We start from the raw sequence: 24,167 nt of genomic DNA, 5'->3' as shown, positions 1-24,167 counted from the left end.
TGCTGGACTTTTTGTCCTATTTTTGACCGCGTCCGAGGCTCAATATGGACCGCCCGTATCGTAATGACACAATCGGGTAAAGAAAACATGCATTCGCCGCGATACGTAAAAGTTTAAATATAAGGTTAACATTGGAGTGATTATTGGCCGCGAGGCCATGCGATTGCTGGGGTTGTCGGGTTAACGGGTTATCCACATGAAAGCCCTAGCTTACCAACCCTAGGGCGAGTGGCAGGGTAGGGCTTCTATGGTGGCGCGCGAAACGGATTCCGTGGCCTTTGGCATGCCGGGAGGCGAATCCGCAGGGCTTACCCACGGGCGCCCGATCGACCTCGAACACCTCGCCAGACAGACTATGGACGATCGCGACGTCGAACGCGAGGTGCTCGATATGTTCGTCCACCAGGCTCTCGCGGTTCGCGACGAAATTGCCGTTGCCGACATCCAGGAGCGCCTGAGACTGGCACATGCCCTGAAGGGGTCGGCGCGCGGTGTCGGCGCTTTCCATGTCGCCGATTGCGTCGCCAGGATCGAATTGCAGCCGGACGACGAGACGCTCATCAAGCGCCTCACCATGCTCATCGACGAGGTCAGGGACTTCGTTTCCGCCATCAATCGATAGGGCCAGGCCTGCCACCGACATCGTCGGGCGCTTTTGCGCTGCAGTTGACTTGACCGGTGGAGTGATTATCTGCCGGGTGATCTCTTTCAGGAACGAGCATGACCAAGCTGAGCTATATTTCCCACGATGGGACACGTTTTGACGTCGAGGCCGAAAACGGTTCGACCGTGATGGAAAATGCCATTCGCAATGCAGTGCCCGGCATCGAGGCGGAGTGCGGCGGCGCCTGCGCTTGCGCGACCTGCCATGTCTATGTCGATGAAGCATGGACCGCGCTGGTCGGCGAACCCGAGGCGATGGAAGAAGACATGCTCGACTTCGCCTATGATGTGCGGCCGAATTCGCGGCTGTCGTGCCAGATCAAGGTCAGGGACGAGCTCGACGGGCTGGTCGTTACGGTTCCAGAGCGACAGGGCTAGCCGTTTCGACGCTCGCCGCGACGCTTGGCATGCCTGACCATGTCGTGCACAGTTCGGCTGATCTGACCAAGCGGCGAGGGCGGCTGTGGGCGACATCACAAGAACCGACGTCCTGATCATCGGTGCCGGCCCGATCGGCCTTTTTGCCGTGTTCGAACTGGGCCTGTTCGACATGCGCTGCCACCTGATCGACATCCTCGACCGCCCGGGCGGTCAGTGCGCCGAGCTTTATCCGGACAAGCCCATCTACGACATTCCCGGCTATCCCTCGATCGGGGCGCAGGAACTCGTCGACAAGCTGCTCGAACAGATCGCGCCGTTCCACCCAGGCTTTACCTTCAACCGCATGGTGACCGGGCTCGAACGGCTGGAAGACGGCGGCTTCCGGATCACCACCGATGAGGGCGAGCTTTTCGAAGCCAAGGTGGTGGTTATCGCCGCCGGTGGCGGTTCATTCCAGCCCAAGCGTCCGCCCATCCCCGGCATCGAGGCCTATGAGGGCAAAAGCGTCCACTACGCCGTGCGTCGCTTGGAGGCGTTTCGTGGCCAGGACGTGGTGATCGTCGGCGGCGGGGATTCCGCGCTCGACTGGACCCGCAACCTGCAACCTGTCGCCAGGCGCGTCACCCTCGTTCATCGCAGGCCGGAATTCCGTGCGGCGCCCGACAGCGTCAACAAGATGCATGCGCTGCACGACGCCGGGGCAATCGACCTGGCATTTGGCCAAGTCTCCGGGTTGAGCGGCGAGGGCGGGCAGTTGCGCTCGATCAGCGTCAAGGGGGCGGACACCGAGGTCGAGGTGCCATGCACGCAGCTGTTGCCGTTCTTCGGGCTGACGATGAAGCTCGGACCGGTTGCCGACTGGGGGCTCAATCTTCACGAAAACCAGATCCCGGTCGACACGGAGAAATTCGCAACCTCGGAGCCCGGGATTTTCGCCATTGGCGACATCAACTGGTATCCCGGCAAGCTCAAGCTGATCCTGTCAGGCTTTCACGAGGCCGCCTTGATGGCGCAGGCCGCGAAGCACATCGTCAGTCCGACCGAGCGCATCGTCTTCCAGTACACGACCTCTTCGACCAGCCTGCACAAGAAGCTCGGCGTGCCCGACTAATTCTTGAGCTTGCCGGCGTCGATGCGTTCCAGCCGATAACGCAGCAGCCTGACGATACGGTTCTCGAAGTTGATGCCTTCGATGCGGTCGAACTCTTCCTGAGCCCGGTCGTGGGCGCCGAGGATCCTGTTGCTGGTCGCCTTGGCCTTGGCCGCCGCGATATCGCAGGACTTCTGCTTGCCGATCTTCTTCAGCGCCTGTTCGAGCTCGCGGGCGTGGTTCTTGGCGATGACGACGTGACTTTCCTCGTGGCGCTTGATGTCGGAGGAAAGCGTGTTCCAGATCAGCTTGACGTCCTGCGGCGCTTTGCCGTTCTGGCGCCACCGCGGCAGGATGATCCTGGCCTTGACGTTGACCTGGGCCGAAACGATGGCGCAGCCGCCCTTGACCTCGCCGTAGCCGATGCGGCTTGTAAACTCCATCTGGGTGGCGCCGGGATGCCGTCCACCGGTGCTTTTCACTTCCGGCCCGCGCGTCATCAGCTGCTGTTCGATCTCGTCCAGCGTTTTGCCGGTGATGGTGAAATAGCTGTAGGTTTTCGAAACATTCGCCGCCTGGGCAGGCAGGGCGATGCCTGCGGCGAGCAGGGCGGCAAGGAAGAGTTGCTTCATTATGTTGCCTCTTGGCCTACCTTGCGTTAGGGGCGTTGGCGGCGCAATGGAAATCGGGTCGTGCGCAAGACGTGGCCGCACGGCGAGTTGATGCTGCAAGCGTTGATATTTCGTGACGCGGTGAGTGCTCTGGAGTTCTTTTGTGGCGACGGCATGACCGGGAAACGATGGCAACTGGCGCATGGACGTCATGTCGACCTCGGCGACAGGGCGATCGTGATGGGCATCTTGAACGTCACGCCGGACAGCTTTTCCGATGGCGGGCAGTTCGATGCGCCGGCGCGCGCGCTCGAACAGGCGCGGCGGATGACCGCCGAGGGCGCCACAATCATCGACGTCGGCGGTGAATCGACCCGACCCGGCGCTGCTCCCGTTTCCGCCGAAGAAGAGCAGGATCGCGTGTTGCCGATCATCGAGGCGCTTGCCGCCGAGAGCAAGGCGCTGATTTCCGTCGATACCTATCGCGAGACGACCGCCCGGCTGGCCGTCGCCGCCGGCGCGCACATCGTCAATGACGTCTGGGGACTGCAGCGCGAACCTGGCATTGGCAAGGTTGCCGCCGAGACCGGCGCGGGACTGGTCATCATGCACACCGGTCGCGATCGCGACAAACTGCCTGACGTGATCGACGACCAGTTGCTCTTCCTTCGCCGATCCCTGGAGATTGCCCGGGAAGCGGGCGTGGGCAGCGATCAGATAATGCTCGATCCGGGATTTGGTTTCGCCAAGGACGCCGACGAAAACCTGGACCTGATGGCAAGGTTTGTCGAACTGTCTCAGCTTGGCTATCCGCTGCTTGCCGGCACCTCGCGAAAGCGGTTCGTCGGCCACGTGACCGGGCGCGACGCCGCCGAGCGCGATGCCGGAACAGCAGCCACAAGCGTCATACTACGCTTGCAGGGCGCGAATATATTTCGCGTCCATAATGTCGCAATCAACATGGACGCGCTGGCCTTCGCCGATGCTATGCTGGCGCGCAACGCTAACCTGCCGGGACGCTGACCGAAAATGTACCTTATCCGGATGAAAAACTGCGCCTTCTTTGCCCGGCACGGCGTGCTCGACGAAGAAGAGCGGCTGGGCCAGCGATTCTACGTCGATGCCGAACTGACAGTCGAGCCGGATCGCCCGCTCGATGACGATTCGATGCAGAGTACTGTCGATTACGGTGTTGCGTACCAGGTCATCGAAAAGATCATCACCGGCCAGCGCCGGTTCCTGATCGAGGCTCTCGCGCAAGAGGTCGGCAGGGCGCTTGCAGCCCGTTTCCCGCAGATCAGGCGCGCCGAGATCACGGTGCGCAAGCCGAATGCCCCGGTACCCGGCGTTCTCGACTACGTAGAGGTGACCGTTGTCTGGCCAGGCTGAGGAGCGCGGCTTTCTCAGCCTCGGCGGCAATCTCGGCGATCCGACCAAATCGATGGCTGCAGCGCTGCACATGCTGGACGCCAGCGGCAGCACGCGGGTGGTCGCGGTGTCGTCGCTGCATCGCACGCCGCCGTGGGGCAAGGTCGACCAGCCCGATTTTCTGAACGTCACCGCCGAGGTTGCAACCACGCTGGCGCCGCTCGAATTGCTGGAGCTTTGCCTGGAGCTTGAGCGGCGGCTCAAGCGCGTGCGCATCGAGCGCTGGGGACCGCGCCTGATCGATATCGACGTGCTTCTGCTCGGCAATACCAATGTCAGCGACGTCGGGCTGGACATCCCTCATCCGCGCATGCTCGACCGGGCATTCGTCATGGTGCCGCTTGCCGAAATCGCGCCCGAGCTGATGCTCGCCGGCAAGACGGCAGCCGAATGGGCGTCAAGCCTCGACCGCGCCGGCATCGAGAGGCTGGAGTCCGGCCAGGACTGGTGGCGCAACATCGGCGAGTAGAAGCTGCGTTGCATCGCGCCGCCCATTGGGCGCGCGACGCTAGATCCCGAGCGCCTTGGCGATCTTCGGTGCTGCCTCGGTCCAGTCGTCGGCGACGATGATGCCATCAGGCATCGGCGGCAGCAGGGGGCGCATTTCGCGATAAGCCATGAGATTGAACAGGTGGGCGTCGGCAACCGCCTCGCGCACCGACACGAGATTGTGCGGAATGTCGTCGACGAAGGCGACCGGTCGGGCGTGCTGTCCCCTGAGTTGCCGAAGGGCCGGACCTTTCGCCGTTTCGGTGGTGAGCAACGGATAGGGGAAACCGAGCGCGTCGAGATGCTGGCGCCGGATGGCGCGATGACGGTGCGGCATCGCCGTCAGCATCACCACCTCGGCACTCGCGGCTATTGCCGCCACTGCCTCGGCCGCACCCTGTGCCACTGTCTGCCAGTCGCGCTGGGCATGGAAGAAGCCGTCCAGCAGCGCCGTGACTGCCTCCTGCGTCACCGGTGTTCCGGTCTTGATGTCGACGATGTTGCCGGTCAGCCGGAACGAGCGGGCCAGGAACTCGAACCCCTGAGTGCCAAGGAAGCGCATGAACGGGCTCATGAATTCGAGCAGCACCTCATCGACGTCGAGCACCAGCAAAGGGCGCGTATCGCGCGCAAGCTCGGCGATCTGGCGGGCGGTTTCGGGGTCCTCGCTCATATCGACCGCTCGTGGTTGGTATCGCCGAGCGGCAGGGCGCGGGCGGCGCGGGCGATCTCATCGGGGGCGATGCCTGCAACCTCTGCAAAGCGCAGCAGGGTCGGCTCATGGGCCAGAACAAACTGCATGACGCCGGCGAGAAAACCCGGCTCCAGGGCTGCCCGGCGGATCTGCTGCGCCTCGATGCCGGTGATCGCCAGAAAACGAGGCAAAAGTTCCGGATCGGAAGCGACGAATCCCAGGGCCTGAATAGCAAGCGATTCAGCGTTTTCCTGCAGTTTCTGGTTCTTTTGCATCGTTGATCCCGCTCCGTGTACGCCCCAGCCGAAGTAGCCCCAAGCACGTTACGGGGCAATCTGAAATCCATGAAAAGCACCCATCCGTGATTGGTTGCCGTGTTTTACGTTTCGTAATGTTCTTGAGTTAACGTTGGATTCGGGCTTGGTGTGCGCGTTCGGCGCACATGATTGGCGTTGCCGAATCGTGACGCACAATCCGGGACGGAAATTCGATGGCTAAGAAAGTGATGATCGTCGAGGACAACGAGCTCAACATGAAGCTCTTTCGCGACCTCATCGAAGCAAGCGGCTACGAGACCGTGCGCACACGCAACGGCCTGGAAGCGCTTGATCTCGCGCGCCAGCACCGGCCTGACCTTATCTTGATGGATATCCAACTGCCCGAGGTTTCGGGTCTGGAAGTGACCAAGTGGCTGAAGGAGGACGACGATCTCCACACCATCCCGGTCATTGCCGTCACCGCATTCGCCATGAAGGGCGACGAGGAGCGGATCCGGCAGGGAGGCTGCGAAGCCTACATTTCCAAGCCGATCTCGGTGCCGCGCTTCATCGAGACAATCAAATCCTATCTCGGCGACGCCTGATGCGCTCGCCGGCCCCTCACGAGGTACTGGCATGACAGCTCGCATCCTCGTCGTGGACGACATCCCGGCGAACGTAAGACTGCTCGAAGTCCGGCTTCTGGCCGAATATTTCGAAGTGCTTTCCGCTTTCAACGGTCCCGATGCGCTGGAGGCCTGCGCTGCGGGCCAGGTCGATGTCGTGCTGCTCGACGTGATGATGCCCGGCATGGACGGATTCGAGGTCTGCCGCCGCCTGAAGGCCGATCCGGCGACCGCCCATATTCCCGTCGTGATGGTGACAGCGCTCGATCATGTCGCCGACCGTGTCCGCGGCCTTGACGTCGGCGCCGACGATTTCCTGACCAAGCCGGTGAACGACCTGCAACTGGTGACGCGGGTCAAAAGCCTGGTCCGGCTCAAGGTCCTGACGGACGAGTTGCGCCTGCGCGCCCTGACGACCCAGAACATCGGGATCGAGGAACCGCTGGCGCAAGGCGACCTGCCGGAAGGCACAATGCCAAGGGTTCTGCTGATCGACGAACGCTCTTCCTCGGTTGCTCACATCTGCGCATTGCTCGACGGCGCGGCCGATGTTCAAGTCGCCGCCGACCCGCAGTCAGGCCTGTTCCATGCCGCCGAGGGCGGGTTCGAATGCGTGATCGTGTCGAACGGCTTCGCCGATTTCGACCCGCTCAGGCTTTGCTCGCAGCTGCGCTCGCTCGACCGTACCCGATCGCTTCCGATCATCCTTTTGGTTGGCAAGGAGGAAGACAACCGTATCATTCGTGGGCTCGAGCTCGGCATTAATGACTATCTCGTACGGCCGCTCGACCGACAGGAACTGATTGCCCGGCTGCGCACCCAGGTGCGCCGCAAGCGCTACAATGACGAATTGCGGCAGAGCGTCAGCCAGTCCATCGAAATGGCCGTCACCGACGGGCTGACAGGGCTGCACAACAGGCGCTACCTCGACGGGCATCTGCCCCGCCTGTTCGATCGGGCGATGGCGCGGAAACGTCCACTGTCCTTGATGATTACTGATCTCGACCGCTTCAAGAGCGTCAACGACACCTACGGTCACGATGGCGGCGACGAGGTTCTGCGCGAATTTGCGCGAAGATTGAGGAAAAGTGTTCGAGGCATTGATCTTGCTTGCCGTTTTGGCGGCGAGGAATTCATCATTGTGATGCCGGATACCGATGCGGCGCTGGCCGAGATGGTGGCAGAGCGGGTCCGGGCGGAGGTCGCCAGGGCGCCGTTTGCCATAGGTGGCGGAGCAAAGAGTGTCGCTGTCACCGTCAGTGTGGGGGTGTCGTCTGTCTGGCCACAGGAAGACTCGGTGGCGGCGCTGCTCAAGCGCGCCGACCTTGCGCTTTACGATGCCAAGACGCGTGGCCGCAACCGGGTGGTCGCGCGTGCGGCTTGAGACCTGAATTCAATCGGTCTCTCGCGCTAACCTTGATTGTTTACCTTAACTATGGCCAACGGCCAGCCGTGGTTAAGAAAGTGTTGATTTTCAAGTGATCTTGCGCGACTGTGAGGTCGAGCAAAAGGACGGGCATCGGCGCGAGGAGCATTGGCCGGGTAGCCCTGTTTGATACCCCATGATGCTCAGGTCCGCCGCATCTCCTGGGTCCGTGGGGTCGGCCGGCCGGCTCTGGCAATTAGTGGCCTCCTCGTACCGCTGCCAGCGCCGACCGGCCCCCAATTTTCTTTCTTAAACCGCTGGTTGCCGACACCTTGAGACTTGCCGAATTTTCGGATTAGTCTTGGTCATGCGTATTTTTTCATTTTTGATTTTTCTGCTTTTGTCCCCCGTTGCCCTGGCGCAGGAATGCGTCGTCATGCTCCACGGATTGTCGCGTACCGATGCGTCGCTGATGCTGATGGAAGAGACGTTGAGGGTGTTCGACTTCAAGGTCGTCAACGAGTCCTATCCGTCAACCGACGCGCCGATCGAAAAGCTCATGGCTTATGTCGACGGGTCCGTCGCCAAATGCGGTGAGGCCAGCAAGCTGCATTTCGTCACCCACTCCATGGGCGGCATCCTGGTGCGGGCATGGTTGATGGACAACAGGCCGAAGAACATGGGCCGGGTCGTCATGCTGGGGCCGCCGAACCATGGCTCGGAAGTGGTGGACGTGTTCGGTGACCTGGCGATCTTCGAGATGGTGAACGGACCTGCCGGGGTGCAGCTCGGAACTGGCCCGAACAGCGTCCCCAGCCAGCTCGGCGCAGCAGATTTCGAATTGGGCATCATCGCAGGCGACCGGTCGATCAACCCGCTGCTGTCGGGCATGTTCAAGGGGCCGAATGACGGCAAGGTCTCGGTCGAAAGCACCAAGCTGGAAGGCATGAAGGACCATATCGTGCTGCCGACCACACACACCTTCATGATGAACAACCCGCTTGTCATCGCCCAGACGCTGAGTTTCCTGCGCACCGGACAGTTCGATCACAAGTTGACCTGGCGTGAGCTTTTGCGCCGCGGCTTGGGGAACTGAGCCACCTGGCCGGTCGCATCGAGGTTGGGAAGGCTGTTGGTGCCATCCCGTTCAGCTAGACATACGCCCTGAGGGGCAGGGAAGAAATGATGCTTCGCTACGTTGGAATCTTTGCCCTTGTGGTCGCTGTCGGCACCATCGCCATGTCGTTCTACCAACCGCCGATGCGTCTGATGCCGGCGCCGTTCGTCTTCGTCGACCAACAGAGCAGCGCCTTTTCGGACAACCCCGAAAAAGCCGCCGATCCGGAGATATCGCTGTTTTTCGCCACCAATCGTCTTCCGGTCGGTCCCCGCGACAACCGGCTCTATGCGGTGGTGCCAGGCCGCGACATGCAGGCCGGTGTTGCGACTGTCCGGATCGGCGAGGAGGGCACGACCTGGGACAAGATATATGCCTGGTCGACCGGCATGAGCGACGACCGCCGCCCATTCCTGCACCTTCAGCGCATGAACGAGCAGGCGACGATCGAGAGCGAAGGCGATCTTTCGGGCGAGGCGAAGGCCTGGTTCGCCGAGATCAACGAAGCGCTCAGGAACAGCGCCGACAAGGACATCATCGTCTACGTGCATGGCGCCAACACGACGGTCGAGCGCGCCGCCGGCCAGGCAGCCCAGCTGCATCACTTCACTGGCCGTAACTCCGTCGTGGTGCTGTTCGTCTGGCCCACGGCGGAAAACTTCCTGCGCTATTCCCGGGATATGGTAACGGCATTCGGTGCTGCCCCGCACCTTGCCAAGCTGGTCGAGCTGCTGTCGCAGAACACCGATGCCGCGAAGGTCGATGTCTTCACCTATAGCGCCGGCGCGACTGTGGGCAGCGACGCGATGGCCATGGTCGGTCGCGACGCCGCGCGGCCGGGCGCAGCAGCGCCGCGGCTGGGCGAGGTCTACCACGCAGCACCCGACGCCGATTTCCGCAGCTTCGTCGACGACATGCGCGACTATGCCGACAAGGCCGAGCGGGTGACGGTCGCGGTCAACATGAGCGACAGTGCGCTCCGGCTCTCCCAGGTCATCAACCGCGCGTCCCGGGCAGGGCGTCCGGACATGAGTGAACTCGACCCGGAAGCGACCAACTGGCTGCTCGGGGCGAGCAAGACCTATGGCACCGAGCTTCTCAGGGTGCGCCCGGAAAACATTCCCGGCCTCTCCAATCGCTCGCACACCTTCTGGTACGACGATCCCTGGGTGAGCAGCGATGTGCTGATAACTCTCCTGCACCATCTGCCGGCCGGAGAACGCGGGCTGGCAGCCGGCAAGGCGGGAACTGGCGCGCACTACTGGACATTCACGCCCGACTACCCCGCACAGCTGGCCAAGGTGATAGAGCGGCTGCGCCAGCAAGCGCCAACGCCGCCGGCGACTCAGTGACCGACTGTCGCCGACCCTATGCGCGGGGGATGCTCAAACGAAAAACGCCGCCCAGAGGGCGGCGTTTTTGGTATTCCGGCGGAAAACCGAGATTACTTGATCTTGGTTTCCTTGAATTCAACGTGCTTCTTGGCAACCGGGTCGTACTTGCGGAACGACATCTTTTCCGTCTTCGTGCGGCTGTTCTTGCTCGTCACGTAGAAGAAACCGGTGTCGGCGGTCGACAGAAGCTTGATCTTGATGTTTGCAGCCTTGGCCATGATTCTCGTCCGTTATTCGTCTAGAGTTGCACCCGCTTCAGGACGGGAAAACAACCCGGACGCGGAAAACCTTGCGGGACACATAAAGATCGCGCCTGGAAAGTCAAGCCTCGGAGCGTGAAAGGCCCGATCTCGCGGCAATTCGACCAAGGCCGATGACGATGTAACCGCCGAAAAAGACGGCCAGAGCCCAGCCGAATCCGTTGGGACCGAACAGATCCATGAAAATGCCGATCATCTGCGGCCCCAGGATCATGCCGAGACCGTAGCAGAAGATGAAGGCTGCGTTGGCCGAGGCGAGATCGCGGCCGGAAAGCTGCGAACCGAGATGGGCGAGGCCGACGGTGTAGAGTGCCGCCACGACGCCGCCCCACAAGAACAGCATGCCGGCCATGACATGCCAGTTGCCGACCAGCCAGGGCATGGCGAGCGTGCCGGCAAGGCCGGTTGCGGCGCAGATCAGCAGCAGCGTGCGGCGGTCGCGCATGCGGTCGCTGAGCATGCCGATCGGGATCTGCAGGATGACGTTGCCAAGCCCGATCATGGTCAGTAGCAGCGCAGCCTCGGCTTCGCTGTAGCCGATGCGCTGGCCATAGACGGGAAACAGCGCGAACCCGCCGGTTTCAACCGCGCCGAAGACCAGAACGGCCGCGGTTGCGGTGGGCACGATCCAGATGTAGCGGAAAAAACCGCCGCCCTTGCTTCCATCGGAGACGATCCTGGGGCTTTCGCCGTAAGCCAGAAGCACCGGGATCGATGCGAACATGACCAGGCCGAAAGTCAGGCCGAACGGCAGGAATCCGCCGCTGCCGATCATCGAAAACAGCCAGGGCCCGGCAGCGAAGCCGAGCGACAGGACGGTGGCGTAGACGCCCAGCACTAGGCCGCGCCGGTGCGGCGGGGCGCAGGTGCTGATCCAGAACTCGGACAGGATGAACAGCACCGTCAGGGCAAAGTGCAAGGCCACGCGCAGCGGAAACCACATCCAGAAAGCGGGGGCGAAATAGAAGCCGATGAATGCCAGCGCCCCGACCAGAATCATCGCCAGCATTGTCGGCACGACGCCGAAGCGCACGGCTATCGGCGTTGCGAGCGGCGCCGCGGCGATGGAGGCCACACCGGCGATCGCCGTGTTCAGGCCGATCATCGAGGAGGAGTAGCCGCGCGATTCGAGAATCGCGCTGAGCAGGGGGATGCCGAGCCCGATGGCGATCCCGACGACACTGATCGAGGCAATGGCTGCCGAGATGGAGCGCCAGTGCACGCCTTCGACGGTTTCGGCCTCCTGGGGTATGTCGTTCATTTGGGGCCTAGAGGATGTCGCGCCGGAAGCGTTGGTTGATCATGCGGTAGAACGGCACGTCGCCGCCCGGCTCGAGACCTGGGTCGACGGCCAGCCGCTGTTTGAGATCGCCGAGCACCGACTGCGTGATGGCCGGGATGTCGGACCGCATCGCTTCGTCGAGCGGCAGCCACATCAGCTCCTCAAGTTCATTGGTCGGGCCGCCGTCGGGCAACTCCACCGCCACGTCGCTGCGCCACGCCGAGAGAAAGCGCGTGTCGAAACGGCGTACGCGGCCGGGAGGCGTCACGGCGCGGGCAATGAAACGCAGCGGAGCAAGAGCAGGCGCCACGCCATGGTCGGCGAAACCCTGCCAGTCGGCCTTGGTGGTCGAAAACGCACCGCGCCGGCCGATCAGCAGGCCTGCTTCCTCGTAGGTCTCGCGAATCGCCGAAAGGGCAATTGCCCTGGCGCGTGCAAGGCTGACTCGGCCGATGCCGGCACGCAGCTTGGCCGTTTCGTCGGGATGGAGGTCGTCCGCCGCCTTGATGCGGCTGTCGGCTGGGTCGGTGCGGCCGCCGGGGAAGACGAACTTCCCGGGCATGAAGGCATGCTTCATATGCCTGCGTCCCATAAGGACGACGACATCGCCGTCCTTGCGGTCGAGCAAAATGAGGGTGGCGGCATCGCGTGGCCTCAAGGGGCCGTTGCGCGCCAATGCGCTTGGTTCGAGCTTGTCGAGTTCGGTCATGGTTATGCCATCCATCGCGGCTGTCCTAACGGAATGTCGGAGCGGAAGGAAGCACTTGGCTGTGCCTTGCGATTGCGCCAGCCACCGATCAGGCTTCGGGGTGGGTCTCGATCACGTCGTCTTCGCCGCCGAAACCGTGCATGTACAGCGCCCACTGCATGCCGACGACCGCCCCCTTGATCGGGCGCAATAGCGCGAGCGACGAAACGATGGTCAGCGGCACCCAGATGGCCAGATGCTGCCAGGTCGACAGCGTGCTTGTGGCTTCGACGCCCATGAAGGCGCCAACGACGATGTGTCCGACGATGACCACCACCAGATAGGCCGGAAGGTCGTCGGCGCGATGGTGGGATATCTCCTCATTGCAGACTTCGCAGCGATCGACCGTCTTGATGAACGAGGCAAACAGCCTGCCCTGGCCACAATTGGGGCATTTGCAGAACAGGCTACGCTTGATTGCCGGCCAAAGCGGGCGCGCCTGTCGGGCGACCTTTTGCTGACCACCGCCGAAAACCTGTTCTTCCATCGTCATCTCCTGTCGCGCGGTCCACGTCTCGGCTGAGAAGCGCGGGCACGCGATCGCTGCCCTTTCGCCTTGTGGAACGACCGCTTGGAGCCGGGCAATGGCTTCGGTTCGGTCAGCATTTCGAAGCGCATGGCGCCGGCCAGGGGGGCAATCTCGACGAGGCGCACTTCGACGCGGTCGGCAAGCTGGTAGCCCTTGCCGGTGCGTTCCCCAAACAGGGAGCGTGCGGCTTCGTCGAAGTGGTAGTAGTCGTCACCCAACGATGACACGGGGATGAAACCATCTGCGCCATATTGCGGCAATTGGACAAATAGTCCCGCCTTGACCACACCGGAGATGCGCGCCTCGAAGGTCTCGTCGATGCGCTCGGCGAGGAAGCCCGCGACCAGACGGTCGACGGTGTCGCGTTCGGCTGCCATGGCGCGGCGTTCTGTCTGCGAAATCAGACCGGCGATCTCCTCCATGCGGGCTTCTTCCGACGGCGTCAGACCGCCGGCGCCAAGCCCGAGCGAACCGATCAGCGCCCGGTGGACGATCAGGTCGGCATAGCGCCTGATCGGTGAGGTGAAATGCGCATAGCGGCGCAGGTTCAGGCCGAAATGGCCAATGTTGTCAGGGTTGTACTCGGCCTGGCTCTGAGAACGCAGCACCACTTCGTTGACCAGCTGTTCGTTGTCGTTGCCGCGCACCCTGGCGAGAATGCCGTTGAACTGGCTCGGGCGCATCTCGGCGCCGCGGGCGAGCGACAGGCCGATGGTCTGGAGGAACTCGCGCAGCGATTCCTGCTTGGCGAGCGAGGGGCCGTCGTGGATGCGGTAGACCAGCTTCTGCTTCTTGTTCTCCAGCGTTTCGGCCGCAGCGACATTGGCCTGGATCATGAACTCTTCGATCAGCTTGTGCGCGTCGAGGCGGTCCGGAATGATGACCCTGTCGACCGTGCCGTCGGGCTTGAGCAGGATCTTGCGCTCGGGCAGGTCGAGTTCGAGCGGCTGCCGCGCATCGCGGCCGCGCTTGAGGACCTCGTATGCGGCCCACAGGGGCTTGAGAATCGTCTCGAGGATCGGCCCGGTCCTGTCGTCGGGCGCGCCGTCGATCGCCGCCTGCGCCTGGGGATAGGCGAGGCGTGCGTGAGAGCGCATCATGATGCGGTGGAAGCTGTGCCTTATCTTGCGGCCCTCGGCCGAAAAGGTCATGCGCACCGCGAGCGCCGGCCTGTCGACGCCTTCGCGCAACGAGCACAGGTCGTTTGAGATGCGCTCGGGCAGCATCGGCACGACGCGGTCGGGGAAATAGACCGAGTTGCCGCGCTTCAGGGCTTCGCGGTCGAGCGCGGTGCCTGGCCGCACGTAAGCCGCGACGTCGGCGATGGCGACGGTGGCGACGAAGCCGCCAGGATTCTTCTCGTCCGTGTCGGGCTCGGCGTAGACCGCGTCGTCATGGTCCTTGGCGTCGGCCGGGTCGATGGTGACCAGCGGAAGTTCACGCCAGTCTTCGCGCTTGCCGTCGAGAGTCGCCGGCTTGGCCGCATCGGCCTCGGCAATCACCTCTGTCGGGAAGATATGCGGGATGTCGTGCGCGTGGATGGCGATCATCGAGACCGCCTTCTCGTTGGTCAGCGAGCCGAGCACCGAAACCACCTTGGCGCGCGGCAAGCCGTAGCGGCTGGCCCGCTCGGGCACCACTTCGACGAGGTCGCCGTCCTTGGCGCCGTTCTGCTGGTCCTTGTCGATGACCAATTCAGGCTGGCGGCGCTCGACCGGCTCGATGCGGAATGTGCCGTCCTTGAGGATGCGGAAGATGCCGAGCGCAGTGTCGCTGCGCTTTTCGAACACCTTCATGATGCGCGCCGTGTAGGCGGGCTCGTTGTCGTCGAGGTGATCCTCGATCGGGAAGGTCTTGGCCAGGACGCGGTCGCCGACGCCCGGCGTCGGGCCGCTCGCGCCGCGCGACAGCTTGACGGCGATGATCGGCCCATCCGGTTGCTCGGACGCGCGCGCCAAAAGCGTGCCTTCGGCATCGCGGCCGAAAATGTCGAGCACGGCGACATGCGGGATAGCGCCAGCGCGGCTCAGGCGCTTGCGGCTCTTTTCCAGCAGGCCTTCATCCTGAAGCTCGCGCAAAAGGCCCTTGAGCCAGATGCGGTCTTCGTTCTTGAGCGCAAAGGCCTTGGCGATGTCGCGCTTGCCGCTGCGATCCGGGTTCTCCGCGATGTAGCGGAGAATCTCGTCGCGCGATGGCCTGTAGACGTCCTTGCCACGGATCTCGTCGCTTGCGGCGCGTCTGGTGCCGGCGTTCCGTCCGGAAATCTTTCGCGCCAAGGTGCGTCAGTCCTTCTTCTTGGCCTTGCTGGCGGCCGGCTTCTTCGCCGCAGCGCCGGCAGTTTTCTTTGCCGCCGCCGGTTTTTTGGCGGCAGCCGGCTTTTTCGCCGCAGCGCGCGCCGGCTTCTTCGCCCCGCCGCCCTTGGCCTCTTTCTCGGCAATCAGCGCAAGCGCGTCTTCCATCGTCACGGTCGCCGGATCCTTGCCCTTCGGCAGGGTAGCATTGACCTTGCCGAAATTGACATAGGGGCCGTACTTGCCGTCGCGCACGGTGACGTTCCCGCCGCCGCCCGGATGCTCGCCCAGTTCCTTGAGCGCTGCAGCGGCCGCGCCGCCGCGTCCGCCCTTGCCCTTGGCCTGCTTTTCGGCAAGCACGGTGACCGCACGGTTCAAGCCGATCGAGAAGACGTCCTCGATGCCTTCGAGATTGGCGTAGGTGCCGTCATGCAGAATGAACGGGCCGTAGCGGCCGAGACCGGCGGAAATCATCTTGCCCGATTCCGGGTGCTGGCCGACGTCGCGTGGCAGCGCAAGCAGGGCAAGCGCCTTCTCGTGATCGATCGACGCCGGCGTCCAGCCCTTGGGCAGGCTGGAGCGCTTGGCTTCCTTGCCGTCGCCACGCTGCAGGTAGGGGCCGAAGCGGCCGCTGCGCAGTGTGATTTCCTCGTTGGTGTAGGGGTCGGTGCCAAGCACCTTGGTGCCGTCCTCGAGGCCGCCATTTTCGCCATTGCCGCCGGGTCCGTCGAGCTGGCGGGTGAAGCCGCACTCCGGATAGTTCGAGCAGCCGACGAAGGCGCCGTACTTGCCGAGCTTGAGCGACAGGTTGCCGGTGCCGCATTTCGGGCAGATGCGCGGGTTGGAGCCGTCCTCGCGCTCGGGGAAGACCAGCGGCGCCAGTTCCTCGTTCAAGGCATCGAGCACGTCGGTGACGCGCAGTTCCTTGATTTCGTCGACTGCGCCGGAGAAATCCTTCCAGAAATCGCGCAGCACGTCGCGCCAGGCGAGCTTGCCGTCGGAGACCTCGTCGAGCTTTTCTTCGAGCGACGCCGTGAAGTCATACTCGACGTAGTGTTCGAAGAAGCTCTCCATGAAGGCGGTGACGAGCCGGCCCTTGGGTTCGGGGACGAGCTTGCGGTTGTCGATCTTCACATATTCGCGGTCTTCGAGCGTCTTCAGCGTCGCCACATAGGTCGACGGACGGCCGATGCCGAGTTCTTCCATCTTCTTGATGAAGCTCGCTTCGGAATAGCGGGGAGGCGGCTCGGTGGTGTGATGGGAGGCGGTGACCTGTTCGCGCTTCAGTACCTCATCGGCGCGGATCTCCGGCAGGCGACGGTTTTCCTCGTCGTCGGCATCCTCTTCCTTCTGCTCGGTGTAGGCGGCGATGAAGCCGTCAAAGCGGGTGACCGAGCCGACGGCGCGCAGGCCCGCGGTCCTGGCGCCGTTGCGCGCCTCGATCTCGACGGTGGTGCGCTCGATCTCGGCCGGCTGCATCTGGGAGGCGATCGCGCGCTTCCAGATCAGTTCGTAAAGACGCGCCTGGTCGGGGTCGAGGAACTTGCGCATCTCGGCCGGCGTGCGATTGAAATCGGTCGGGCGGATGGCTTCGTGCGCTTCCTGCGCGTTCTTGGCCTTGGTCGTGTACTGGCGCGGCTTCTCGGGCAGATACCTGGCACCGAACTCCTTGACGATCGCCTCGCGCGCCGCCTCGATGGCCTCCGGCGCCATCTGCACGCCATCGGTACGCATATAGGTGATCAGGCCGGCCGTTTCGCCGCCGATCTCCATGCCTTCATACAGACGCTGCGCCACCTGCATGGTGCGGCTCGCCGAAAAGCTCAGGCGCGAGGATGCCGCCTGCTGCAGCGTCGAAGTGGTGAACGGGGCGCCCGGATTGCGCCTCGTCGGCTTGGCTTCGACCGACAGCGTCTTGAAGCTCGCGCCGTCGAGCATCGCCTTGATGTCATCGGCCATCGCCTGGGAAGAGATGTCGAGCTTTTGCAGCTTCTTGCCGTCATAGACGGTGAGCCGGGCTTCGAACGTGTCGGAACGCGGGGTGCCGAGGATGGCTGCAATCTGCCAATATTCCTCGCGTACGAAGCGCTCGATTTCTGCCTCGCGGTCGCAAACGAAGCGCAAGGCGACCGACTGGACGCGGCCGGCCGAGCGAGCGCCCGGCAGCTTGCGCCACAGCACCGGCGACAGCGTGAAGCCGACGAGATAGTCGAGCGCACGGCGGGCCAGATAGGCGTCGACCAGCGGCGGGTCGATCTCGCGTGGGTTTTCGATCGCTTCGAGAACCGCCTGCTTGGTGATCGAGTTGAAGGCGACGCGCTTGATCGTCTTGTCCTTGAGCACGCGCTTCTGCTTGAGAACCTCGAGCACGTGCCAGGCAATGGCTTCGCCTTCGCGATCCGGATCGGTGGCGAGGATCAGGCCGTCGGCGTCCTTCACCGCCTTGGCGATGTCGTTGAGCCGCTTGGCTGAGGCCGTGTCGACTGCCCAGGACATGGCAAAATCGTCGTCCGGCTTGACCGAGCCGTCCTTGGGCGGCAGGTCGCGGACGTGGCCAAACGAGGCCAGAACCTTGTAGTTCTTGCCCAGGTACTTGTTGATGCTTTTCACCTTGTTCGGTGACTCGACGACAACGACGTCCATATGTGGCTGATTTTCCAGTGAAGCGCCAAAACAACGGCTGAGGCGCGTGGCGACGATTTATCAATTCGCTCGTCACATGGCCGCGCTTTTCGGTTCGGTCAAGGGGAGCGGGGCAAAAACGGACCTGCCTGGCCCGAATGCAACGTCGGCGTGTATATTTGAATGTATTGCAATCGTAAGTAGCTTTGATATGCTTTCGCCAGCGCAGGTTGAGCAGAATTGGCCGGCGTCAGCATGCGGCGGACCGCCTGATTCCATAGGGCCATTCGAGGAAAGTCACTGTTATGCACCAAGCGGCGCCACGGCGCAGGCGGACCGAAACGCTGGACTACATGCAGTCCATGCTCGGACAACTGCGCGCGATGGCGGAGACCGAGCAATGCTACATGCTGGCCTACCTGATCGAAATGGCCTGCATCGAAGCCAGCGACATCATCGGCGGCGACCTGCCTTCATCGCTCGGACATAAGAAGCGAAACCTGTCCTCCTGAATGGCGTTCGAGGCGGCCGGCGAGGTCCAGTTCCAGAAGGATCATGAAAACCTGGGCCGGGTGCAGCCCGGTGTGACGGATGAGCTCGTCGATCTCCACGGGCGTCGGGCCGAGCGCTTCAGCCAACCGCGCGCGATCATCGTCCTGTGGCGGCGGCGTGGCGCTGAAATCCGGCGGTTCTTCCAGCTTCGACGGCGCCTGGATCGCGATCCCGGCCAGCGGCGACAAGGCTTCGACGACGTCGCTCGCCTCGGTCACCAGGGTTGCGCCTTCCTTGAGCAGGCCGTTGGCGCCGGCGGCGCGCGGATCAAGCGGTGAGCCGGGCACGGCGAAGACCAGCCGGCCCATCTCTCCGGCGAGCCTGGCGCTGATGAGCGAGCCCGAGCGTTGCGCCGCCTCGACGACGACGAGGCCGAGCGCCATGCCGGCGACGATGCGATTGCGGCGTGGAAAATCCTGCGCGCGCGGCTCCCAGCCAAACGGCATTTCCGAGACGATTGCGCCGCGCTCGGCGATCTCGTCGCAGAGCCCGGAGTTCTCGGGAGGGTAGGGACGGTCCAGTCCTCCGGCCAGGACTCCGACGGTTCCTGTATCGAGGCTGCCGCGATGCGCTGCGGTGTCGATCCCGCGTGCCAGCCCGGAAACGATGGCGAAGCCGCTGCGACCCAGCTCCGATGCCAGGGATCGCGCCATCTTCATGCCCGCCAATGAAGCGTTGCGAGCGCCGACGACGGCGACCGGTGGCAACTGGAACACGGCGCCTGTGCCTTTGATCGCCAGCAGGGGCGGGGGATGGTCCATGCGCTTGAGGATGGCCGGGTAGTCCGGCTCGCCGATGGCGACGAAACGCGCACCCACCTTGTGGGCCGCCGCCATCTCGGCTTCGGCCTCGGCAAGGGAGGGGACATGCGCCTGCCTGCTTGCGCCACCCGCACGCATGACTTCAGGCAGCATTGCGATGGCTGTTTCGGCGGAGCCGAAGCGATTGACCAGGTCGCGAAAGCTGGCCGGTCCGACATTGGGCGTGCGGATCAGGCGCAGCCAGTGGAGCCGCTGCCGGTCGCTGAGTTGCGGTCCGGCGGCGGGCAGGGTCATCCCTTGGATCCGATCCGCGATTCGGTGCCGTCGAGCAGCCGCGAGATGTTGGCGCGGTGCCTGATGAAGACGATGGCGCTCATCAAGGCAAGCAATCCGGCAGCCTTCGGCTGCTCGGTCATGTAGAGGGCGACCGGCACCACTACCGCCGCGACAAGCGCTGCAAGCGACGAGTAGCGGCTGACAAAGGCGACGAGCAGCCAGGTCACGGCGAAGACCAGCGCGCCAAGTCCCGACAGGCCGAACAGCACGCCGAGATAGGTGGCGACGCCCTTGCCGCCCTTGAAGCCGAGCCAAATGGGATAGAGATGGCCGATGAAGGCGCCGAAGCCGGCGGCGATCGCAGCATCATGGCTCCAATTCGCGGCGACCATGACAGCGACGGTGCCCTTGAGCGCATCGAGCAGCAGAGTGGCGGCGGCGAGCTTCTTGTTGCCGGTGCGCAGCACGTTGGTGGCGCCGATATTGCCGGAGCCGATCTTGCGGACATCGCCAAGGCCGGCGGCGCGCGTCAATAGAAGGCCGAACGGAATCGAGCCGAGCAGGTAGCCGAACACGGCAGCAGCGATCAGGACGTGCAGCGCCGTCGGAAAGATGTCATCCGGCATCAAGATACTTTGTCTCCCCCGTGGCCCGACAGGTCAGGCCGAGAACACTGTGCGGCCAGCGACCATTGTTTTCAAGACCTTGCCTTGCAGGCGCGCGCCCTCAAAGCAGGTGTTCTTGGAGCGCGAGCGGATGTCCGCCTCGCGCACGATCCAGGGTTCGCCGAGGTCGACGAGCGCGAGGTCGGCCGCGGCGCCCGGCTTGAGCGTGCCGCCCGGAAGGCCGAACAGCCTGGCCGGCGCGGTCGACAGCGCCTCGATCAGCCGCAGCAGCGGCACGTCGTCGTTGTGATGCAGGCGCAAGGCGACGGCAAGCAGCGTCTCCAGCCCGATCGCGCCGACAGCTGCGTCGGCGAAGGGCAGGCGCTTGGTGTCGACGTCCTGCGGGTCGTGCGACGACACGATGATGTCGATGGTGCCGTCCTTCAGCGCCTCGATCATGGCAAGACGGTCGTCCTCGGCGCGCAGCGGCGGGGCGAGGCGGAAGAACGTCCGGTACTCGCCTACGTCGTTCTCGTTCAGCGACAAGTTGTGGATCGACACACCGGACGTCACCTTGGCGCCGTCGGCCTTGGCGCGGGCGATGGCGCCTGCCGCCATTGCGGTCGAAATCTTGGCGGCGTGGTAGTTGCCGCGGGTCAGCCGTGCCAAGGCAAGGTCACGCTCGAGCGGAATGGTTTCAGCCTCGCGCGGGATGCCCGAGAGGCCGAGCCAGCTGGCGTAGAGTCCTTCATTCATGACGCCGGACGAGGCAAGGTCGGCATCCTGGGTCTCGTGAGCGATGACCGCGCCGAAGTCGCGCGCATAGGTCAGGGCGCGGCGCATCATCAGCGAGTTGGCGATGGTGTGGCGGCCGTCGGTAAAGGCCACCGCGCCGGCCTCGCGCAGCAGGCCGAACTCGGTCATCTCGTGGCCGTCGAGGCCCTTGGTGATCGCCGCGGCCGGGAAGACGTTGATCGACGCGGTTTCCTTGGCCGTGCGCAGCACGAATTCGACGAGCGCGACGTTGTCGATCACAGGATCGGTGTCGGGCATCATGACGATCGAGGTCACGCCGCCGCTGGCCGCCGCGACGCTCGCCGATGCAATGGTCTCACGATGCTCGCCGCCTGGTTCACCGACGAAGACGCGGCCGTCGACCAGGCCGGGGATGATCGCCCTGCCGGCGCAATCGATGATCTCTGCGCCTTCGGGCGCGCCCTGGTTGAGGGCGGCGGCACCGGCTGCGAGGATCTTCTTGCCTTCGACGATGACGGTTCCGGTTTCATCGAGGCCGCGCGACGGGTCGACGATACGGGCGCGCTGGAAAACCGTGGTGCTCATGCGTTCTTTCCGTCGCGGTTGCGGCGCGGGTCGAGCAGCGCTTCCATTACCGCCATGCGCACGGCGACGCCCATTTCAACCTGTTCCTGGATGACGCTCTGCGGGCCGTCGGCGATTTCCGAGGCGATCTCGACGCCGCGGTTCATCGGGCCGGGATGCATCACCAGCGCGTCTTCCTTCGCCGCCTTCAGCTTTTCGGCATCGAGTCCGTAATAGCGGAAATACTCGCGCACCGAAGGCACGAAGGCGCCGGCCATGCGCTCACGCTGCAGCCGCAGCATCATGACGACATCGGCGTCCTTGAGCCCCTCGGCCATCGACTGCGTCACCTCGACGCCCATCTGGGCGATGCCGGAAGGCAGCAGCGTCGACGGCGCCACGACGCGGACCCGCGCGCCAAGCGCGTTGAGCAGAAGGATGTTGGAGCGGGCGACGCGCGAATGCAGGATGTCGCCGCAGATCGCCACCGTCAGGCGGGCGATGCCGCCCTTGGCGCGGCGGATAGTTAGCGCGTCGAGCAGTGCCTGGGTCGGGTGTTCATGCGCGCCGTCGCCGGCGTTGACGACCGAGCAGCCGACCTTCTGGGCAAGCAGCGCGGCCGCGCCGGCGGATTGGTGGCGAATGATGAGGATGTCCGGCCGCATCGCGTTCAGCGTCATCGCCGTGTCGATCAGCGTCTCGCCCTTCTTCACCGAAGAGCTGGCCACCGACATGTTCATGACGTCGGCGCCGAGGCGTTTGCCGGCGAGCTCGAACGACGACTGCGTGCGCGTCGAGGCTTCGTAAAAGAGGTTGATCTGGGTTCTGCCGCGCAAGGTCGACGTCTTCTTCTCCGACTGGCGCGAAATCGAGACTGCCGCGTCGGCACGGTCTAGCAGGATTTCGATATCAGACGGGGAAAGATCGCGGATGCCAAGAAGATGGCGGTGCGGGTATGGCGGCAGGGACGATAGGTCTGTCATCTCAAGGCGCTGCTATAGGCTGTGCTTAACTGGCCTGCAAGCCGGCATTTCATTCGGGAAAGTTCTCCAACGGGATTTTCGTCGCTTGCAAGCTGGGCCATAAGCTATCGATAAGCATTTCGGCTATAAAGCCGGCCATGGCTGCGGATTCGTGCCCGTCGCCCACACCATGAAGGACCAGGCGTGACGCAGGACGTGCCGAACCAGCCCCCTCCGCTGACGGGCAGCAATGCCTGGCGCGGCGATCCATTGCTGATCCAGATCGCCGAAGGCTTTTCCGAGCCGGTTCGCCGCGATCTCGACGGGCTTGGCCGCTTTGTGCTGACGCACGAGGCGCAGGATCTGGCGCGCCTCGCCAACAGCGAAGTGCCGAAGCTCAAGAGCTACGACCGGCAAGGCCGCCGTATCGACCAGGTCGAGTTCCACCCCGCCTACCATGCGCTGATGCGCCGTTCGATTGCCAGCGGACTGCACTCGTCTGTCTGGGAAAACGGCGAGACCGAGACCGGCCGCAGGCATCAGGTTCGTGCGGCGCGCTTCTATCTGACCGCGCAGCTGGAATGCGGGCATCTGTGCCCCCTGACGATGACCAGCGCGTCGCTGGCCGCCTTGATGGCCAGCCCGAAGCTGTTCCGCGAATGGGCGCCGCGCGTCACGACGCGCAAATACGACCAGGCGCAGAAGCCGCCGGTCGACAAGGCCGGCCTGACGCTCGGCATGGGCATGACCGAGAAGCAGGGCGGCACCGACGTGCGGTCCAACACCACCCGCGCCGAGCGCGCCGGCGGCAGCTTCTACCGCCTCAACGGCCACAAATGGTTCATGTCGGCGCCGATGTCGGACGCCTTCCTGATGCTGGCGCAGGCGCCTGAGGGATTGTCGTGTTTCCTGGTCCCGCGCATCCTCAGCGACGGCACCTCCAATGGCCTGCAGTTCCAGCGCCTCAAGGACAAGCTCGGCAACCGCTCCAACGCATCGTCGGAGGTTGAGATCCAGGGCGCCATCGGCGATCTGGTCGGAGAGCCCGGCGGCGGCGTCAAGACGATCATGGACATGGTGACGCTGACGCGCCTCGACTGCGCGGTGGCCTCATCCGCGCTGATGCGGGCCGGACTTGCCGAAGCCGTTCATCACACCCGACATCGCCAGGTCTTCGGCGCCAATCTCGTCGACCAGCCGCTGATGCAGCGCGTGCTTGCCGACATGGCGCTCGATGTCGCCGGCGCGACCGCGCTTGCGTTCCGCCTGGCGCGCTCGTTCGACGAGGCGGCATCCGACCGCGGCGAGGCGGCGTTCGCACGGGCGATGACGCCGGTCGTCAAATACTGGGTCTGCAAGATCGCGCCGGCGCTGCTGTTCGAAGCGATGGAGTGCCTGGGCGGCAACGGCTATGTCGAGGAAGCGCCGCTGGCGCGCTACTATCGCGAAGCGCCGGTCAATGCGATCTGGGAAGGCTCGGGCAACGTCATGGCACTCGACGTGCTGCGCGTGCTCGGCCGCGCGCCAGGGCTGTTCGACGACGTGCTCGCCAGCATCGAGCGCGATCTCGGGCCGAGCGGCCGCAGCATCCTTGGCGTGCTCAAGGCTGCGATGCAGGTCGCAAGTTCGGACGAGGGCTCGGCGCGCATCCTGACGGAGCAACTGGCGATTTCGGCCGCTGCGGCGGAATTGCGCCGCATGGGGGCAGGGCGGATCGCCGACGCCTTCATCGAAACGCGGCTGGCCGGGCAGTGGCGCGGAACCTACGGCATGCTCGACGCGCGCCATGATTCACGCCTCATCATCGACACGCTGTATCCACAAGTCGGCTAGCCTTCCGGTT

25 protein-coding genes are annotated in these 24,167 nt (G+C 63.9%); 12 read left to right on the top strand and 13 right to left on the bottom strand.

The window, feature by feature from the left end; translation table 11 throughout:
* The first annotated feature begins 355 nt into the window (after positions 1 to 355).
* The 3 genes from PCJ21_RS01190 to PCJ21_RS01180 all read left to right on the top strand — a co-directional run bounded on the left by PCJ21_RS01190 (position 356) and on the right by PCJ21_RS01180 (position 2,155).
* Complete coding sequence (locus PCJ21_RS01190; RefSeq protein ID WP_269929550.1) at positions 356 to 622, top strand: Hpt domain-containing protein; 267 nt, start codon at positions 356 to 358, stop codon at positions 620 to 622.
* 98 nt (positions 623 to 720) lie between these two features.
* Entirely contained in the window at positions 721 to 1,041 is a 321-nt protein-coding gene (locus PCJ21_RS01185) for a 2Fe-2S iron-sulfur cluster-binding protein (RefSeq protein WP_269929549.1), read from the top strand.
* Positions 1,042 to 1,126: 85 nt separating this feature from the next.
* Complete coding sequence (locus tag PCJ21_RS01180; RefSeq protein ID WP_269929548.1) at positions 1,127 to 2,155, top strand: NAD(P)/FAD-dependent oxidoreductase; 1,029 nt, start codon at positions 1,127 to 1,129, stop codon at positions 2,153 to 2,155.
* Here PCJ21_RS01180 and PCJ21_RS01175 read toward each other — a convergent pair.
* On the bottom strand, positions 2,152 to 2,766 hold the full coding sequence (locus PCJ21_RS01175) for a DUF922 domain-containing Zn-dependent protease (protein ID WP_269929547.1): 615 nt from the start codon (positions 2,764 to 2,766) through the stop codon (positions 2,152 to 2,154). The genes PCJ21_RS01180 and PCJ21_RS01175 overlap by 4 nt on opposite strands.
* Positions 2,767 to 2,919: 153 nt before the next feature.
* Here PCJ21_RS01175 and folP point away from each other — a divergent pair, with 153 nt between their 5' ends.
* Genes folP through folK form a run of 3 tightly spaced genes read left to right on the top strand, consistent with a single transcriptional unit; the run spans position 2,920 to position 4,642 of the window.
* The gene (gene folP, locus PCJ21_RS01170; RefSeq protein WP_269929809.1) at positions 2,920 to 3,768 is read left to right on the top strand and encodes a dihydropteroate synthase; all 849 of its coding nucleotides are present in this window, start codon (positions 2,920 to 2,922) and stop codon (positions 3,766 to 3,768) included.
* 6 nt (positions 3,769 to 3,774) lie between these two features.
* The gene (folB, locus tag PCJ21_RS01165; protein ID WP_269929546.1) at positions 3,775 to 4,134 is read left to right on the top strand and encodes a dihydroneopterin aldolase; all 360 of its coding nucleotides are present in this window, start codon (positions 3,775 to 3,777) and stop codon (positions 4,132 to 4,134) included.
* Complete coding sequence (gene folK / locus PCJ21_RS01160) at positions 4,118 to 4,642, top strand: 2-amino-4-hydroxy-6-hydroxymethyldihydropteridine diphosphokinase (protein WP_269929545.1); 525 nt, start codon at positions 4,118 to 4,120, stop codon at positions 4,640 to 4,642. The genes folB and folK overlap by 17 nt, the downstream gene beginning before the upstream one ends.
* A gap of 39 nt (positions 4,643 to 4,681) precedes the next feature.
* Here the strand turns inward: folK and PCJ21_RS01155 are convergent, their stop codons facing one another.
* Positions 4,682 to 5,335: a hypothetical protein gene (locus tag PCJ21_RS01155; protein WP_269929544.1), complete on the bottom strand. Its 654-nt coding sequence runs from the start codon at positions 5,333 to 5,335 to the stop codon at positions 4,682 to 4,684.
* On the bottom strand, positions 5,332 to 5,631 hold the full coding sequence (locus PCJ21_RS01150; protein ID WP_269929543.1) for a DUF3572 domain-containing protein: 300 nt from the start codon (positions 5,629 to 5,631) through the stop codon (positions 5,332 to 5,334). The genes PCJ21_RS01155 and PCJ21_RS01150 overlap by 4 nt, the downstream gene beginning before the upstream one ends.
* 215 nt (positions 5,632 to 5,846) lie before the next feature.
* Between PCJ21_RS01150 and PCJ21_RS01145 the strand changes: the two genes are divergently transcribed.
* The 4 genes from PCJ21_RS01145 (at position 5,847) to PCJ21_RS01130 (ending at position 10,074) form a co-directional block, all read left to right on the top strand.
* A complete protein-coding gene (locus PCJ21_RS01145; RefSeq protein ID WP_269929542.1) occupies positions 5,847 to 6,218 on the top strand; it encodes a response regulator in 372 nt (123 codons plus the stop codon).
* 31 nt (positions 6,219 to 6,249) lie between these two features.
* Complete coding sequence (locus PCJ21_RS01140; RefSeq protein ID WP_269929541.1) at positions 6,250 to 7,623, top strand: PleD family two-component system response regulator; 1,374 nt, start codon at positions 6,250 to 6,252, stop codon at positions 7,621 to 7,623.
* Between the two features lie 418 nt (positions 7,624 to 8,041).
* The gene (locus PCJ21_RS01135) at positions 8,042 to 8,701 is read left to right on the top strand and encodes an esterase/lipase family protein (RefSeq protein ID WP_269929540.1); all 660 of its coding nucleotides are present in this window, start codon (positions 8,042 to 8,044) and stop codon (positions 8,699 to 8,701) included.
* A gap of 89 nt (positions 8,702 to 8,790) precedes the next feature.
* Complete coding sequence (locus tag PCJ21_RS01130) at positions 8,791 to 10,074, top strand: alpha/beta hydrolase (protein ID WP_269929539.1); 1,284 nt, start codon at positions 8,791 to 8,793, stop codon at positions 10,072 to 10,074.
* A 92-nt stretch (positions 10,075 to 10,166) separates the two neighbouring features.
* On the opposite strand, the gene rpmG is transcribed toward PCJ21_RS01130, so the two are convergent.
* From rpmG to topA, 6 genes are all read right to left on the bottom strand, one after another.
* Positions 10,167 to 10,334 (bottom strand): 50S ribosomal protein L33, encoded by a 168-nt coding sequence (gene rpmG / locus PCJ21_RS01125; protein WP_018428147.1) that lies wholly within the window; start codon positions 10,332 to 10,334, stop codon positions 10,167 to 10,169.
* Positions 10,335 to 10,437: 103 nt separating this feature from the next.
* Complete coding sequence (locus PCJ21_RS01120) at positions 10,438 to 11,637, bottom strand: MFS transporter (RefSeq protein ID WP_269929538.1); 1,200 nt, start codon at positions 11,635 to 11,637, stop codon at positions 10,438 to 10,440.
* Between the two features lie 7 nt (positions 11,638 to 11,644).
* On the bottom strand, positions 11,645 to 12,382 hold the full coding sequence (locus PCJ21_RS01115) for an NUDIX hydrolase (RefSeq protein WP_269929537.1): 738 nt from the start codon (positions 12,380 to 12,382) through the stop codon (positions 11,645 to 11,647).
* Positions 12,383 to 12,455: 73 nt separating this feature from the next.
* The gene (locus tag PCJ21_RS01110; protein WP_269929536.1) at positions 12,456 to 12,893 is read right to left on the bottom strand and encodes a DUF983 domain-containing protein; all 438 of its coding nucleotides are present in this window, start codon (positions 12,891 to 12,893) and stop codon (positions 12,456 to 12,458) included.
* A gap of 2 nt (positions 12,894 to 12,895) precedes the next feature.
* The gene (gene rnr, locus PCJ21_RS01105; RefSeq protein ID WP_269929535.1) at positions 12,896 to 15,211 is read right to left on the bottom strand and encodes a ribonuclease R; all 2,316 of its coding nucleotides are present in this window, start codon (positions 15,209 to 15,211) and stop codon (positions 12,896 to 12,898) included.
* A gap of 6 nt (positions 15,212 to 15,217) precedes the next feature.
* Positions 15,218 to 17,869, bottom strand: coding sequence for a type I DNA topoisomerase (topA, locus tag PCJ21_RS01100; protein WP_269929534.1), 2,652 nt, complete (start codon positions 17,867 to 17,869; stop codon positions 15,218 to 15,220).
* 284 nt (positions 17,870 to 18,153) lie between these two features.
* Between topA and PCJ21_RS01095 the strand changes: the two genes are divergently transcribed.
* The gene (locus PCJ21_RS01095) at positions 18,154 to 18,360 is read left to right on the top strand and encodes a hypothetical protein (protein WP_269929533.1); all 207 of its coding nucleotides are present in this window, start codon (positions 18,154 to 18,156) and stop codon (positions 18,358 to 18,360) included.
* Here PCJ21_RS01095 and dprA read toward each other — a convergent pair.
* From dprA to PCJ21_RS01075, 4 genes are read right to left on the bottom strand one after another with little or no spacing between them, the layout of a single operon-like run.
* The gene (gene dprA, locus PCJ21_RS01090; RefSeq protein WP_269929532.1) at positions 18,322 to 19,455 is read right to left on the bottom strand and encodes a DNA-processing protein DprA; all 1,134 of its coding nucleotides are present in this window, start codon (positions 19,453 to 19,455) and stop codon (positions 18,322 to 18,324) included. The genes PCJ21_RS01095 and dprA overlap by 39 nt on opposite strands.
* Positions 19,452 to 20,063: a glycerol-3-phosphate 1-O-acyltransferase PlsY gene (gene plsY / locus PCJ21_RS01085; RefSeq protein WP_269929531.1), complete on the bottom strand. Its 612-nt coding sequence runs from the start codon at positions 20,061 to 20,063 to the stop codon at positions 19,452 to 19,454. The genes dprA and plsY overlap by 4 nt, the downstream gene beginning before the upstream one ends.
* A 33-nt stretch (positions 20,064 to 20,096) precedes the next feature.
* Positions 20,097 to 21,383 (bottom strand): dihydroorotase, encoded by a 1,287-nt coding sequence (locus PCJ21_RS01080; protein ID WP_269929530.1) that lies wholly within the window; start codon positions 21,381 to 21,383, stop codon positions 20,097 to 20,099.
* Positions 21,380 to 22,345, bottom strand: coding sequence for an aspartate carbamoyltransferase catalytic subunit (locus PCJ21_RS01075; RefSeq protein WP_269929529.1), 966 nt, complete (start codon positions 22,343 to 22,345; stop codon positions 21,380 to 21,382). The genes PCJ21_RS01080 and PCJ21_RS01075 overlap by 4 nt, the downstream gene beginning before the upstream one ends.
* Positions 22,346 to 22,528: 183 nt before the next feature.
* Here PCJ21_RS01075 and PCJ21_RS01070 point away from each other — a divergent pair, with 183 nt between their 5' ends.
* A complete protein-coding gene (locus tag PCJ21_RS01070) occupies positions 22,529 to 24,157 on the top strand; it encodes an acyl-CoA dehydrogenase family protein (protein ID WP_269929528.1) in 1,629 nt (542 codons plus the stop codon).
* The last annotated feature ends 10 nt before the right edge of the window (positions 24,158 to 24,167 follow it).

The sequence above is a fragment of the Aminobacter sp. HY435 genome (genome assembly GCF_027568395.1).
Taxonomy (GTDB): domain Bacteria; phylum Pseudomonadota; class Alphaproteobacteria; order Rhizobiales; family Rhizobiaceae; genus Aminobacter.
The sequence above is the reverse complement of the archived record's forward strand: the minus strand, read 5'-3'. Positions and strand labels throughout refer to the sequence as shown.

Coding starts and splice junctions, on each gene's coding strand:
- topA (WP_269929534.1), bottom strand. CDS start 17,869: ATGGACGTCGTTGTCGTCGAGTCACCGAACAAGGTGAAAAGCATCAAC.
- PCJ21_RS01175 (WP_269929547.1), bottom strand. CDS start 2,766: ATGAAGCAACTCTTCCTTGCCGCCCTGCTCGCCGCAGGCATCGCCCTG.
- dprA (WP_269929532.1), bottom strand. CDS start 19,455: ATGACCCTGCCCGCCGCCGGACCGCAACTCAGCGACCGGCAGCGGCTC.
- folB (WP_269929546.1), top strand. CDS start 3,775: ATGTACCTTATCCGGATGAAAAACTGCGCCTTCTTTGCCCGGCACGGC.
- PCJ21_RS01145 (WP_269929542.1), top strand. CDS start 5,847: ATGGCTAAGAAAGTGATGATCGTCGAGGACAACGAGCTCAACATGAAG.
- PCJ21_RS01075 (WP_269929529.1), bottom strand. CDS start 22,345: ATGACAGACCTATCGTCCCTGCCGCCATACCCGCACCGCCATCTTCTT.
- PCJ21_RS01110 (WP_269929536.1), bottom strand. CDS start 12,893: ATGGAAGAACAGGTTTTCGGCGGTGGTCAGCAAAAGGTCGCCCGACAG.
- PCJ21_RS01095 (WP_269929533.1), top strand. CDS start 18,154: ATGCACCAAGCGGCGCCACGGCGCAGGCGGACCGAAACGCTGGACTAC.
- folP (WP_269929809.1), top strand. CDS start 2,920: ATGACCGGGAAACGATGGCAACTGGCGCATGGACGTCATGTCGACCTC.
- PCJ21_RS01190 (WP_269929550.1), top strand. CDS start 356: ATGGACGATCGCGACGTCGAACGCGAGGTGCTCGATATGTTCGTCCAC.
- PCJ21_RS01140 (WP_269929541.1), top strand. CDS start 6,250: ATGACAGCTCGCATCCTCGTCGTGGACGACATCCCGGCGAACGTAAGA.
- PCJ21_RS01115 (WP_269929537.1), bottom strand. CDS start 12,382: ATGGATGGCATAACCATGACCGAACTCGACAAGCTCGAACCAAGCGCA.
- PCJ21_RS01155 (WP_269929544.1), bottom strand. CDS start 5,335: ATGAGCGAGGACCCCGAAACCGCCCGCCAGATCGCCGAGCTTGCGCGC.
- PCJ21_RS01130 (WP_269929539.1), top strand. CDS start 8,791: ATGCTTCGCTACGTTGGAATCTTTGCCCTTGTGGTCGCTGTCGGCACC.
- PCJ21_RS01135 (WP_269929540.1), top strand. CDS start 8,042: ATGCTCCACGGATTGTCGCGTACCGATGCGTCGCTGATGCTGATGGAA.
- PCJ21_RS01150 (WP_269929543.1), bottom strand. CDS start 5,631: ATGCAAAAGAACCAGAAACTGCAGGAAAACGCTGAATCGCTTGCTATT.
- plsY (WP_269929531.1), bottom strand. CDS start 20,063: ATGCCGGATGACATCTTTCCGACGGCGCTGCACGTCCTGATCGCTGCT.
- PCJ21_RS01120 (WP_269929538.1), bottom strand. CDS start 11,637: ATGAACGACATACCCCAGGAGGCCGAAACCGTCGAAGGCGTGCACTGG.
- PCJ21_RS01080 (WP_269929530.1), bottom strand. CDS start 21,383: ATGAGCACCACGGTTTTCCAGCGCGCCCGTATCGTCGACCCGTCGCGC.
- PCJ21_RS01185 (WP_269929549.1), top strand. CDS start 721: ATGACCAAGCTGAGCTATATTTCCCACGATGGGACACGTTTTGACGTC.
- rpmG (WP_018428147.1), bottom strand. CDS start 10,334: ATGGCCAAGGCTGCAAACATCAAGATCAAGCTTCTGTCGACCGCCGAC.